This is a genomic window from Devosia algicola (assembly GCF_028816455.1).
GTDB lineage: Bacteria > Pseudomonadota > Alphaproteobacteria > Rhizobiales > Devosiaceae > Devosia > Devosia algicola.
Window position 1 is genome coordinate 837,048 of the sequence record NZ_CP118246.1, and the last position, 13,261, is coordinate 850,308.

Consider the following 13,261-nt stretch of genomic DNA (forward strand, 5'->3'; position numbering starts at 1 on the left):
CGACGAAAAACGGTCCTTTGATACCTGTCAAATTGTACGAAGGACGGAACTTTCATCCCGTTGACCACTACCGAACCACCCTCGTTGCCATCAGTCGACAACCGGAAGAGCCCTTCGTTTCCCGGACTAGGCTCCCCGATGTCCAGTTTGACGAGCAGTCCTGAGAATGATGCGGCGCTCGAAAGTAGCCAGAATATGGCTGCCAGCAACCCCAATACGAGCACGAAAAACTTTGGATGCCAGTACATCGCCACCTATTCAACCGTCACCGACTTGGCCAGGTTGCGCGGCTGATCAACGTCCGTACCCATCGCCACCGCCGTATGATAAGCCAGCAATTGCACCGGTATCAGCGCCAGAATCGGTGCCACAAAACTCGAAATCTGCGGAATCAATATGGTCTCGGCAACGCCCTGTCCCACTGTCGCCGCACCCGCCGCGTCCGTGATCAAAATGATCTTGCCGCCACGCGCCGCAACTTCCTGCATGTTGGAGAGGGTCTTGTCGACCAACTCGTCCGATGGCGCCACAACGATAACCGGCATCGCCTCATCAACCAGCGCAATCGGCCCATGCTTGAGACTCACCCGCTGCATAGCCTTCAGCGTGTATATAGGAAATTTCCTTGAGCTTGAGTGCTCCCTCCATGGCAATGGGAAACATCACCCCACGCCCGAGGTAAAGCACGTCCTTGGCCTTGGAGAGTTTTTTAGCGATCTCGACGACCCGATCTTCCTCGCCCAATGCCTGTGAGACGGCATTGGGCACCGATATCAGCGCCCGAACCAATGCCGTTTCCTGTTCCGCGCTCAGCACGCCGCGCGCCCGCCCCGCGGCAATGACAAGGCTCGCCAACGCCGTCAATTGTGCCGACAATGCTTTGGTCGACGCCACCCCGATTTCGGGTCCGCACAGGATCGGAAACACCACATCGGACTCGCGCGCAATGGTTGATTCCCGCGTATTGACCAGCGCCGCCACATGGTGGCCTTGCCCGGCGCAATAGCGTAGCGCCGCCAATGTGTCGGCAGTCTCGCCCGATTGCGATATGAACAACGACAATCCGCCTTTTTCCATCGGCGGCTCACGGTAACGAAATTCGGACGCCACATCGATGTCCACCGGCAGGCGCGCATAGCGTTCAAACCAGTATTTCGCCACCGCGCCGGCAAAATAGGCAGTGCCACAGGCGCTGATGGTCAACCGGGTCAATGTGGCAAAATCGAACGGTAACGCCTCGCGGATCGAGACCTTTTCCGCGCCCATATCCACATAGTGGCTCAGCGTATGCGAGATGGTTTCGGGCTGCTCATAGATTTCCTTGGCCATGAAATGGCGGTGGTTGCCCCGATCAACCAGCAACGCCGACACCTGCGACAATTGCTGCGCCCGCTCGACCACCCTGTCATTGCCATCACGTATGACCACACTTGTTGGCGTGATCACCGCCCAGTCGCCATCCTCGAGATAGGCCAATTGCGCTGTAAACGGGGCCAGCGCCATCGCGTCCGACCCTAGATACATTTCACCCCTGCCATAACCAATGGCCAACGGTGCACCGCTACGCGCAGCAATCAATAAATTCTCGTCCCCCTTGAACATGAAGGCCAGCGCAAACGCCCCGCGCAACTGCTTGAGTGTATTGGCGACCGCCTGTTCAGGCGTAGCGCCTCGATCCAGGCTCACGCGTCACCCATAGCGCCACCGACTCCGTGTCGGTCTGTGTCGTGGGCGTGTAACCGTCCTTGGCAAGATTTTCGAGAAGCTGTCTGAAATTTTCAATAATGCCATTGTGAACAATCGCAACGCGTTCAGTGGCGTGGGGATGAGCGTTCTGCTCGGTCGGTGCGCCATGGGTCGCCCAGCGTGTGTGGCCTATCCCGATCCGTCCCAATAAAGGCGCGCCTGCCAGCTTTTGTGACAGATTGCCCAGCTTGCCCTCCGCCCGGAGGCGACCAATTGCGCCGCCGTCCAGTGTAGCGATCCCGGCGCTGTCATAGCCGCGATATTCCAGGCGCCGCAACGCATCGACCAGCCTGTCGGCAACCGGCCCGTTGCCGACAATTCCAACAATACCGCACATTGTCTATTTCCCCTCGGTCTTGCTGGCCTTCAGTGCTGCTGCCCGCTCAAATACCGCCTTGCCCCGCCCCGATTTATTGGTCTGGCGCGACCGGCCCAACGCCAGCGCGTCGGCTTCCACATTTTCGGTGATCACGCTGCCGCAGGCGACCAATGCCCCATCGCCAATGGTCACCGGCGCCACCAGCGACACGTTGGAGCCAATAAAGGCATTGGCGCCAATTACCGTCTGTGCCTTATTGTAACCATCATAGTTCACGGTGATGACCCCAGCGCCAATATTGACATTAGCGCCAACGCTGGCGTCTCCGACATAGGCTCAAATGGCTGATCTTTGTCCCCTCGCCAATGTCGGCCTTCTTGACCTCGACAAAATTGCCCACCTTGGCGCCCGCCCCCAAATTAGCCGCCGGCCGCAGCCGTGCGAATGGCCCCACCGAGGCCCTCGGCCCAATGTGCGCGCCCTCGATATGACAAAATGCATGAATAGTCGCGCCTTCGTCGATCACCACACCGGGGCCGAACACAACATTGGGTTCGATGACAGCGTCTGGTGCAATCTCGGTGTCATAGGAAAAATAGACGGTGCCCGGATCACGCAGCGTCACCCCCGCTTTCATGAAGTCCTCGCGCCGCACCTCCTGGAACAACGCTTCCGCCCGCGCCAGTTGCGCCCGGTCATTGACGCCCATCACATCGTTTTCCGGCGCTACACCATAACCAACCTTGTGTCCCGCCTCGTTGGCCAGCCCAACAATATCGGTCAGGTAAAATTCACCTTGCGCGTTATCATTGCCCAGCTTGTCGATCAGGTCGCGAAAAACCTCGGCACGAAACGCCAAAATACAAGCGTTGCACAAGCCTATCGCCCGTTCGTTCTCGCTGGCATCCTTATGCTCCCGAATGGCCAGCAATCGCTCGCCCTCGGTGATAAACCGCCCATATCCGGTCGGGTCTTTTGGCTCAAATCCAAGAATGGCAACATCGAGACCCGCGTCGAGTCGGTCCAGCACAACCCGAAAATTTTCGCCCCGTAGCAGCGGATGATCGCCATAAACAATTGCGATATAGCCCTTTGCGTCGGCAAACGCCTCGCGTGCCATCGCCGCCGCATGACCGGTGCCCTTGGCCTCGCCCTGCTCAAAGAACTGAATATCTGGATCCTGTGCGCCGACAATGTCTCGGATGGATTGGTGCCGGGGGCCGGTAACCATGGCAATGCGGTTCGATCCGGCGCGGCGCGCTGCCCGCGCCACATGTCCGATGATCGGCATGCCACCGACCGGGTGCAATACTTTGGTTGTTGCTGATCGCATCCGCGTGCCTTCACCAGCAGCAAGAATAATCGACAGCAAGTCTGTCATGGTCACTTCTCCGGTTGCAGCAAAAATCATTGCGCAAATATATCGCACGCATCCGTTGGCGAACCGCTAACGTCTCGGCAATGCTATCATCACTTTACGCAATGATTCGATTGGCTGCCACGGAGTCCGGCATTGGCTAAAGCATCCGCACAATTTCAGCAATCCGACATCACCATATGGGGAATTGTGGCATTGGCTTGTTGTGGCCTGGCCGTCATGAGTGCCAACATTTCCGCCATTCTGCCCGCCGACATTCTGTCCGGGCTGCACGCGACCCGCCTGCAGGGCGCTAATCTTGAACAATTGCGCACCCAGGTCGGCGACCTGCGCAATGAGGCCACGCGCTTGCGCCGCGAAAACAATACCCTGGTAACCCGCTTTTCCCTGCAGGAACAGGCCAATAACGAAGTCACCCGCCGCGTTGGCTCGCTCGAAGTCACCCTGCCAAAACTACTTGAGGCCCTGCCTCCGACGGCCCAGATTGATCGATCTTCCTTGACCGGCGCCATCAAGGACGGCGAATCCCTGTCCTATGGCGCCGACGGTGGCTCGGTAACAATCCGCCAGCAACCGCTCGAAACACTGAACGCGACAACCAAACAACCCATACCCGCCCCGCTCGACGCACCTGTCGTCACCCCCGATGAAAACGCCTTCGGCATTGCCATTGGCCGCAGCGTGCCTTTTTCGCAGGCGCAGGCGGAGTGGGAAGATTTATCGATCAAGCTTGGGCCATTATTGTTCGGGCTCGGCCCCTTGCTTGCCGATCAGGTCAATACCGACAATAAGCGCATCATTGTCGGGCCGATAACACAGATGTCGGAGGCAACCGCGCTGTGTTCGCGCCTCGAACGCATCTCAATTGCCTGTATGCCTGTACCCTTTTCGGGCACGCCGCTTTAGGCCGCCAATCAGACCGTATCTGCTTGGAAAAAATGGTATGCCGGGAGGGGGTCGAACCCTCGACCATTCGATTAAAAGTCGAATGCTCTACCACTGAGCTACCGGCACACGCAGACGCTCGTGGCGTCGCGGCGGAACATAGCCACTGGCCTTGTTCTGTCAACCGCAATATCGCAGCAAATGCATGCCGTCCCCGCCCAATTGTCATTTTTTTGGCGTCGATCACGCGCCATGCATAGTTAATCCGCCCCTAATACATCAATTCAATGTTTACCCATGATTAGCCGTGCCACGCCATGTGCTTGGACATCGCCTCGTGCGCTTGCGATAATATTTTCACCAGCAACGAGACGATCCCATGCAAAAATTTCTCTCAGCGACGCTTCTTTGCGGCGCCTCCTTCGCCATTTTTTCGACCGCGGCACTGGCGCAGGATGGCGGCTGGGTAGACCCCTCATCCAACGTCGCCTATGGCGGCTCCGCCTATAGCTGGGACGGCTTTTACGCCGGTGGCCACCTCGGCTACGGTTTTGGCACCGTCACATCCACAGCCGCAGGCACGACCCAGCAAAATGATCTTCGCGGCTTTGACGGCGGGGCCCAGGCCGGGTTCAATTTCAGCCTTGGCGGCTTCATCCTGGGCGGCGAAATCGACGGCCAATTCACCAACATCAACCACACCCAGACTGTTGCCGGCCTCGCCAACGAGCCGTTCGGCCTTGATTATTACGGTACCGCCCGCGCTCGCGCCGGCTTTGCCTACAATCAGTTCATGCCCTTTGTAACGGCCGGCTACGCCATTGGGCGCGGCACCGGCAGCTATTCCCAGCTTGGGGGCACGTTCTCCCAGTCGCAAACGCATTCCGGTTGGACTGCCGGTGCCGGCGTTGAATATGCCGCAACCGAGCAAGTCAGCATCAAGCTCGAATACGACTACACCGACCTTGGCACCCAGACCTATTTCAGCGGTACGGGCACACCCACCGACGCTAATTTCCGCTTCGGTGCCATTCGCCTGGGAGCAAACTTCCACTTTTAGGATGCCTTTGGGGAACCCAATCGCTCCTATCGATATTGTTTAAGCGATGCGGCGCGCGTCAATCGGACATGGCGGCAAAGGGAACAGGTCGGTTTTTCCGATTTCCCTGCCTGACCAACGCATAGGTAGCCGAGCCCTTATCCCGCCCGCGCCGCATCAACCGTTGGGTACAGTCACAATCACCGGCCCGCGCCGGGTCGCCACGATTGTGTGCTCATATTGCACACACGGCGCCTTTGGGTCGCTAACCAGCGTCCAGCCATCATCCAGGTCACTATCGCGCGCATATTTCCCACCCAGCGACAGGAATGGCTCGATTGTAAAAACTAATCCTTCAACGATCTTGCGTCGTTCCGACCGATCAGGCCATGTCGGAATTTCACCCGGTTCATCATGCAGGCTTTCACCAACACCATGGCTGGCCAGATTGGTGATCAGCGTATAACCGCCCTTCTTGGCAAATTTTCCGATGGCCTTGCCGATATTGGCCAAAGGCGCCTTCGGTGCAACCGCGCGAATTCCAGCCCACATCGCCTTGCGCCCATCCCGACAGAGCCGCATCAGCACCGCATCCTGGGGTGGCACCACGAACGACGCGCCCATGTCGGCGAAAAAACCATCTTTGGCCGCCGATACGTCTATATTGATCAGATCACCCGGCCCGATCACCCGGTCTCCCGGAATACCGTGGGCAATTTCCTCATTGATGGAGATGCACGTCGCACCGGGAAATTCATAGGTCAGCTGCGGCGCCGACTGTGCCCCCGCCTGTTCAAGCAATATTCGGCCCAGATCGTCAAGTTCAGCCGTCGTCATGCCGGGGCGCATCGCCTCGGCCATCTTGCTGAGCACCACGGCGCAGATGCCACCAATGGTTTTGAGCTTTTCAAGCTGCTCGTCGCTCGTAACGATCAACCCTGCTGGTCCTTATTGGCCAGGTAATAGCCCAACAATCCTTGGGTGGAACTGTCATGCCCCTCCGCCGACGCATTGCCCTCAACCTTGGGGACCAGTGCCTTGGCTAACTGCTTACCCAACTCAACACCCCATTGGTCGAACGAATTGACGTTCCAGATCACGCCCTGCACAAAGACCTTGTGCTCATATAGCGCGATCAGACTGCCCAGCGTTTCTGGCGTTAGTTGCCTGTAAAACAGCGTGTTCGATGGCCGATTGCCAGGAAACACCTTGTGCGGCGCCAAATCCTTGATGTCGCTTTTGGACAGCCCCTGCCCTTTGAGTTCTTCCACTACTTCTTCGATGGACTTGCCCAGCATCAGCGCTTCGGACTGCGCCAGTACGTTGGCCACCAGCTTGTCGTGATGCGGCGGCAGAGATTCGTGCGGCTGCGCGGCAATCAGGAAATCCAGCGGAATAACGTCGGTGCCCTGATGGATCAGTTGATAAAACGCATGCTGCCCGTTGGTGCCTGGCTCGCCCCAGACAATTGGCCCGGTCGCCCAAGCTACGGGCTTGCCCGATAATGTTACCGACTTGCCGTTCGATTCCATGTCCTGCTGCTGCAAATAAGCCGCAAAGCGCGACAGACGCTGGTCATAAGGCAATACCGCGTGAGTAGAAAAACCCCACACATTGCGATACCAGACGCCCAAAACAGCCATGATCATAGGCAAATTCTTTTCAAGCGGTTCGCTCAAAAAATGCCGGTCCATGGCGTCGGCGCCCTTGAGCAGTTTCTCGAAATTGTCAAATCCGACCGCCAGCGCAATCGGCAAGCCAATTGCCGACCAGACCGAATAACGGCCACCGACCCAGTCCCAGAAACCAAATATCCGGTCCGCCCGAATGCCGAATTTACCCGTTGCGTCGAGATTGGTCGAAACGGCGGAAAAATGATCATTCACTGCCTGATCACCCAAGGCATTCGTCAACCACGCCCGTGCCGATGCGGCGTTAGTCATCGTCTCGTCGGTGGTGAAAGTCTTGGAGGCGATAACAAACATGGTGCGAGCCGGATCAAGACCCTTGAGCGTGTCATGAATATGCGCTCCATCAACATTGGACACATAGTGTGCCCGCAAATCTGCGCGCCCATAGGGGGCCAGCGCCAGCGTCACCATCGCCGGACCGAGATCAGAACCGCCGATACCTATATTGACGATATCGGTGAATTGCTCACCAGAATGGCCGCGAATATCCCCATTGCGTACCGCATCGGTGAACGCTTTCATGTGCGCCAACACACCGCGTACCGCGGGCACCACATCCTCACCATCCACCGGGATCGGGTGATCGCCCTGATAGCGCAACGCCATATGCATGACGGCGCGATCTTCGGTAACATTGATATGCTCGCCCTCGCACATTGCTGTACGATGCCCTTCGACATCAGCGGCTCGCGCCAGTTCAAACAGAGCCGCCATCGCGTCTTCATCGATCCGATTTTTCGAATAATCGAGAAGAATATCGCCTGCCTGCGCCGAATAGCGTTTGAACCGGTTGGGATCGAGCGCAAACTGCACCCGCATCGGTTGATCTTCCAACCGTTTCTTATGCTTGGTCAGCGCTGCAAAGGCAGCCTTGCGTCCGAATTTGGCCATGTCCAAAACCCTTATTTGTCCGAGGTTCGAATAGTTAGAGGGGCGCCAGGTCGCCCGCAGCCCACGCCGCTCGTGTCTGCGCGGTAAAATCGGCAAAGCCGCCGCGTTCGATGGCAGCGCGCGCGTCCTGCACCAGTTCCTGATAATAGGCCAGATTGATCTGCGACAGGATCATCGCGCCCAGAATTTCTTCGGTCCGCACCAGATGGTGAAGATAGGCGCGGGAGAAGCGTCGACAATTGCTGTTCGGCGATGCCTCGTCAATTGGCCGGTGATCGTCCTTGTGCCGGGCATTTTTCATATTGATAACACCGAACCGCGAATAGACATGCCCGTGCCGCCCGGCACGTGTCGGATGCACGCAGTCAAACATATCGATGCCGCGCCCTATCGCCCCCAAAATATCGTCCGGCTTGCCAACGCCCATCAGATAATGCGGTCGACCAGCCGGTAATTCGGGCACAATCTCGTCTAGCACACGGAACATCACCTCTTGCGGTTCGCCCACTGCCAGTCCGCCCACTGCATAGCCATCAAACCCGATGGATTTGAGCCCCTCGGCAGACCGCCCTCGTAACGCTGCATCGTCGCCACCCTGGACAATGCCGAACAGCGCCCGGTTCGGCTGATTGTTGAACGCCGTTTTGGATCGATCCGCCCAGCGCAGCGACAATTCCATCGCCCGCTCGATTTCCTTGCGCTCCGCCGGCAGCGAAATGCATTCGTCGAGCCTGCATGATGATATCGCTGTCGAGCAGCGTTTGAATTTCGACGGATCGCTCCGGCGTCAATTCGTGCGAGGAACCATCAATATGGGATTTGAAATTCACGCCATGTTCGGTCAGCTTGCGCAACTGGCTCAACGACATGACCTGAAAGCCGCCACTATCTGTCAGGATCGGCCGTTCCCAATCCATGAAAGTGTGCAGGCCGCCAAGACCGGCCACCCGTTCCGCACCCGGCCGCAGCATCAAATGATAGGTGTTGCCCAGCACAATATCGGCACCGGTGGCGCGTACTTGCTCGGGATACATCGCCTTGACAGTACCCGCCGTGCCAACGGGCATGAAAGCGGGGGTTTGAATATCGCCGCGCGGCGTATCGATATGCCCCCGTCGGGCGGCGCCGTCGGTGGCGGTTAGGCTAAAGCTGACTTGTTTCATTCGTCTTCTGGTTCTGGCTGTTCCGCCCGCAATAGCAGGGATGAGTCGCCATAGGAATAGAAGCGGTAGCCATCGTTAATGGCATGCTCGTAGGCTTCGCGCATCAATCCCATTCCCGAAAATGCTGAAACCAGCATGAACAGGGTGGATTTGGGCAAATGGAAATTGGTCATCAGCGCATCGACTGTCCGAAAACGAAAGCCTGGCGTAATGAAAATGTCGGTATCACCGCTAAAGGGCCGCAGCGTCCCGGTCGCCCGAGATGCCGCTTCCAGCAGCCGCAGACTTGTTGTGCCCACCGCAATCACCCGGTGACCAGCCTCTCGCGCCGCCACGATGCGCGCCACCGTGTTGGCGTCGATCTCGCCCCATTCCGAATGCATGACATGATCACGCGTGTCATCCACCTTCATCGGCAGAAAAGTGCCCGCCCCAACGTGCAGCGTCACCCGCTCGATGACCACACCCTTGTCTTGCAACGCGTTGAGCAATCTGTCGGTAAAGTGCAATCCTGCCGTTGGCGCCGCCACCGCGCCATCGGTTGTCGCATAAACGGTTTGATAGTCGGTTTTGTCGCGCTCCTCGGCACTACGCTTGGCCCCGATATAGGGCGGCAGCGGCATCGCGCCATGCGCCTTGATTGCTTCATCGAGTTCCGCCCCACCCAGATCAAACTCAAGCGTAACTTCACCCGTGTCCCCTTTTCCGGCAACCCGCGCGGTTAGGGCCTCAACTTCGCCATTGCCGAGCGCCAAGCCGTCGAGTAGCGCCAGACGCTTGGCCGGACGTGCGAACGCTCGCCAAGTGTGCGCATCCACCCTCTTGTGCAGATTGAACGACACATTGGCCCGCTTGTCGCCGCGAATCCGCTGCCCTTTCAGGCTCCGCCGGCAACACGCGCGTATCATTGATCACCAGGACGTCGCCGGCCTTGATCAGCCACGTCAGGTCAGGCACGCGTCGATCCGACAGGCCATGATCAGGATCGACCACCAATAGTCGTGCACTGTCGCGCGGTTCTGCCGGGTGCAGCGCGATCAGTTTCTCAGGCAGGTCGAAATCAAAATCGGAAACGCGCATCGGTTCATCGATATTTTGGTCGAACACTACAATTTCGGCGGCGCAGGCAAAACCTACGCCGCCGTACGCTAATCTGGCGTTGGTCTTAGGCAGCGATGTCGGCAGCCACCTTTACCGAAACCATATTGTCGGGGTTCTGCACCGGCTCGCCGCGCTTGATCTTGTCGACATTGTCCATGCCTTCAATGACCTTGCCCCAAACCGTATATTGCTTGTTGAGGAATGGCGCATCATCAAAGCAGATGAAGAACTGCGAATTGGCGCTGTCTGGATTGGATGAACGGGCCATCGAAGCCGTGCCGCGCACATGGGGCTCGGCGTTGAATTCCTGCTTCAGGTCAGGATATTTCGAACCACCGGTTCCGCGACCCTGCGGGCAACCGGTTTGCGCCATAAAGCCCTCGATCACGCGATGAAATACGATGCCGTCGTAAAAACCTTCGCGCGCCAGCTTCTTGATATGCGCAACATGGTTTGGCGCGAGGTCGGGGCGCATGGCAATAACCACATTGCCCTGCGACGTTTCAATGACGAGGGTGTTTTCGGGATCGGCGTAATCGGCCATGAGGCTCACTTCCTGTTGTTTGTGAAAATGCAGGTAGCGCTGCTACTCGCGGTATTCAATGGTTGCTTTCACGATCTTGTCGGGATTTGCAACCGTGCCGTTCTCTTCTTTCGAACCTTTTTTCAGCCCATCAACGAATTCCATGCCGCTAACCACCTTGCCAAACACGGTATATTGCCCGTTCAGAAAGCTGCCATCGTCATACATGATGAAAAACTGAGAATTGGCGCTATTAGGATCCTGCGAACGCGCCATGCCTACCGTGCCGCGCACGAATGGCTCACTGGTGAACTCGGCCTTCAGGTCCGGTAGGTCGGAGCCGCCCATGCCGGTACCGGTCGGATCGCCCGTCTGGGCCATAAATCCTTCAATAACGCGATGGAATACGATTCCGTCATAAAAACCCTGCTCGGTCAGCGCGACGATCTGGGCGACATGGTTCGGGGCGAGGCTTGGTTCAAGTTCGATATCAACGGTACCAGCCTCAAGCTGCAACATCATGTGCGGTGTGCCTGCCGGCGTCTGCGCCAACGCGGCACCCGGAAACAGACTGGCAACTACTGCGGCACCAGCAAATGCCACGGTGGCAATAAACGAGCGTCGCGTGGACGAAAATACAGTCATGGGTTCAAAGCCTTGAGTACGATCTGTGGAACGAAGGCGGAAATGTCGCCGCCCATTTGTGCTATCTGACGCACCAATGTGGCCGAGATGTGCCGCACATGCGGGCTGGACGGCAGGAAGACCGTTTGCAGGTCCGGCGCCATTTGCGCATTCATTCCAACCATCTGCATTTCATAATTATAATCGGTCGTGTCGCGCAATCCGCGAATAATCAGCTTGGCACCATGATCGCGCGCCGCATGCACCATCAGTCCCGAGAACTCCACGATATTGAATTCGGTATCTGTACGCTTGCCGACAGGGGCCAAAACCTGTTCCAAAAGCGCCAGCCGGCTTTCATGCGCCAATAATGGCTGCTTGGTCGCATTGCTGCCCACCGCCACCACCAGCCTGTCCACCAGCTTGCAGGCACGCTCAACAACGTCCAGATGACCATTGGTCACCGGATCGAAAGAACCGGGGTAAAATCCCACCAGCTTGGCCATTTTTTGATCTCCCCCGTCTGTTGCGCGTTTTTGTCATGGGTTACCCGAATAGGCAAGCCAACCGGCAATTTTGAACAACAGACCATCGCCATCACGCATTTTGATTCCACCCATCGTCAAAATCGGTTCGACCTGGCCATCCCACAGGAATAGCCTGCCGCGTCTAATCGGAGAAGAATCAATGTCCGTGCGCGACTGGCTGCTCATTATTTTCATCGGCAGCATCTGGGGTTGCTCGTTTCTGTTCAACGCCGTGCTCATTCGCGAACTCGGCCCCATCTGGGTATCCGCCGGACGCGTCTCCATTGCGGCAATTGCCAGTTGGCTTGCGCTGATGGCCATGAAAAAGCCCGTCCCCCGCGATCCGGCGCTGATCGGCAAACTCATGCTTCTAGGCGTTTTCAGTTATGCCATCCCCTTCACGCTCTTTCCCTTGGGCCAACAGGTCATCCCCAGTGGCCTGACCGCCATCATCAATGCCCTCACCCCGATCATGACTGTGATTGTTTCAAATTTCTGGCCCGGCGGCGAAAAAGCCAGCACCAACAAGAGCTTTGGCGTCCTGGCAGGCTTTGCCGGTGCCGCGCTGATCGCCTGGCCAGCCCTGTCGGCTGGTGGCACCACGCGCCTTTGGGGCATTGCCGCGTGCCTGATGGCCACTATTCTTTATGCAATAACCCTCAATGTCGCCCGCAGCTTCAAGGCGGTCGAACCCACGGTTTTGGCCACCATCGCGCTGACCGGTGCCTCCATCGCTGCCGTGCCGGTCGCCCTGGTCGGCGAGGGCATTCCCCACATCACCCACATCGAAACCTGGGCCGCATGGCTGGCATTGGGCTTGATCTCTACCGCGCTGGCGTTTCAGATCATGTACCGGTTGCTGCCCCGCATCGGCGCGACCAACTTCGCCTCCAATACGTTTATCGCACCGGTCGTCGCCATTCTGCTCGGCGTCACCCTGCTTGGCGAAACCCTGCAACCTTCCCATTATCTGGGCATGGCCGCGATCTTTGTTGGTCTGCTGCTAATCGATGGCCGCATCGTCCGACGCTGGCAACGCGCCAGCACCTGATGATTGGGAGCTGCCGAAGGATCAAACCTAAGCGTCATAGCCTTCAACAATAACGAAATCGGCGACACTGGCCGCCAAACGTTTCTGCATCCCGCTCTGATACGCCTCAGACCAATAGGCGGCGCGCGCCTGTTCAAAGCTTGGGAACTCGACGACGACCTGCCGGGCTCGACCGGTTCCCTCCACAATTTCGTTTTGACCACCGCGCACGACAAAGCGACCACTATTATCGGCAAGGAATGGCCGAACAAACGCCTGATAATCCCCATAGGCATCGGCATCCGACACATCTATGCTGACGATCCAATACCCCTTGGCCATGA

General features: G+C 57.6%; 9 protein-coding genes, 1 tRNA gene and 4 pseudogenes. 3 read left to right on the forward strand and 11 right to left on the reverse strand.

All coding sequences use genetic code 11. The features are described from left to right. Positions 1-254 precede the first annotated feature (254 nt). Together glmS and glmU are read right to left on the reverse strand one after the other, a co-directional pair. A pseudogene (glmS, locus tag PSQ19_RS04385) lies at positions 255-2,083 on the reverse strand (glutamine--fructose-6-phosphate transaminase (isomerizing)). A 3-nt stretch (positions 2,084-2,086) separates the two neighbouring features. Beyond that, positions 2,087-3,446 (reverse strand): annotated as a pseudogene (gene glmU, locus PSQ19_RS04390) (bifunctional UDP-N-acetylglucosamine diphosphorylase/glucosamine-1-phosphate N-acetyltransferase GlmU). Positions 3,447-3,578: 132 nt separating this feature from the next. Here glmU and PSQ19_RS04395 point away from each other — a divergent pair. Beyond that, a complete protein-coding gene (locus PSQ19_RS04395; protein WP_282219767.1) occupies positions 3,579-4,349 on the forward strand; it encodes a hypothetical protein in 771 nt (256 codons plus the stop codon). Positions 4,350-4,382: 33 nt separating this feature from the next. Here the strand turns inward: PSQ19_RS04395 and PSQ19_RS04400 are convergent. After that, positions 4,383-4,457, reverse strand: a tRNA-Lys gene (locus PSQ19_RS04400). Between the two features lie 250 nt (positions 4,458-4,707). Between PSQ19_RS04400 and PSQ19_RS04405 the strand changes: the two genes are divergently transcribed. Continuing rightward, positions 4,708-5,388, forward strand: coding sequence for an outer membrane protein (locus PSQ19_RS04405; protein WP_282219768.1), 681 nt, complete (start codon positions 4,708-4,710; stop codon positions 5,386-5,388). Positions 5,389-5,544: 156 nt separating this feature from the next. Here the strand turns inward: PSQ19_RS04405 and map are convergent, their stop codons facing one another. The 7 genes and pseudogenes from map to coaD form a co-directional block, all read right to left on the reverse strand. Beyond that, on the reverse strand, positions 5,545-6,303 hold the full coding sequence (map, locus tag PSQ19_RS04410; RefSeq protein WP_282219769.1) for a type I methionyl aminopeptidase: 759 nt from the start codon (positions 6,301-6,303) through the stop codon (positions 5,545-5,547). Further along, on the reverse strand, positions 6,300-7,949 hold the full coding sequence (gene pgi / locus PSQ19_RS04415) for a glucose-6-phosphate isomerase (protein WP_282219770.1): 1,650 nt from the start codon (positions 7,947-7,949) through the stop codon (positions 6,300-6,302). The genes map and pgi overlap by 4 nt, the downstream gene beginning before the upstream one ends. A 34-nt stretch (positions 7,950-7,983) precedes the next feature. Further along, positions 7,984-9,112, reverse strand: a pseudogene (gene tgt, locus PSQ19_RS04420) (tRNA guanosine(34) transglycosylase Tgt). Then, positions 9,109-10,192 (reverse strand): annotated as a pseudogene (gene queA, locus PSQ19_RS04425) (tRNA preQ1(34) S-adenosylmethionine ribosyltransferase-isomerase QueA). Before queA ends, tgt begins: the two co-directional pseudogenes overlap by 4 nt. An 85-nt stretch (positions 10,193-10,277) precedes the next feature. Beyond that, the gene (locus PSQ19_RS04430; protein WP_282219771.1) at positions 10,278-10,757 is read right to left on the reverse strand and encodes a peptidylprolyl isomerase; all 480 of its coding nucleotides are present in this window, start codon (positions 10,755-10,757) and stop codon (positions 10,278-10,280) included. A gap of 42 nt (positions 10,758-10,799) precedes the next feature. After that, a complete protein-coding gene (locus PSQ19_RS04435; RefSeq protein ID WP_282219772.1) occupies positions 10,800-11,381 on the reverse strand; it encodes a peptidylprolyl isomerase in 582 nt (193 codons plus the stop codon). Continuing rightward, positions 11,378-11,866 carry a pantetheine-phosphate adenylyltransferase gene (gene coaD / locus PSQ19_RS04440; protein ID WP_282219773.1) on the reverse strand — a complete coding sequence of 163 codons (489 nt, stop codon included), beginning with the start codon at positions 11,864-11,866 and terminating at the stop codon, positions 11,378-11,380. The genes PSQ19_RS04435 and coaD overlap by 4 nt, the downstream gene beginning before the upstream one ends. A gap of 181 nt (positions 11,867-12,047) precedes the next feature. On the opposite strand from coaD, the gene PSQ19_RS04445 reads away from it, so the two are divergent. Next, on the forward strand, positions 12,048-12,938 hold the full coding sequence (locus PSQ19_RS04445) for a DMT family transporter (RefSeq protein ID WP_282219774.1): 891 nt from the start codon (positions 12,048-12,050) through the stop codon (positions 12,936-12,938). A 27-nt stretch (positions 12,939-12,965) separates the two neighbouring features. Here the strand turns inward: PSQ19_RS04445 and PSQ19_RS04450 are convergent, their stop codons facing one another. Next, the gene (locus PSQ19_RS04450; RefSeq protein WP_282219775.1) at positions 12,966-13,259 is read right to left on the reverse strand and encodes a DUF1330 domain-containing protein; all 294 of its coding nucleotides are present in this window, start codon (positions 13,257-13,259) and stop codon (positions 12,966-12,968) included. Between the last annotated feature and the right edge of the window lie 2 nt (positions 13,260-13,261).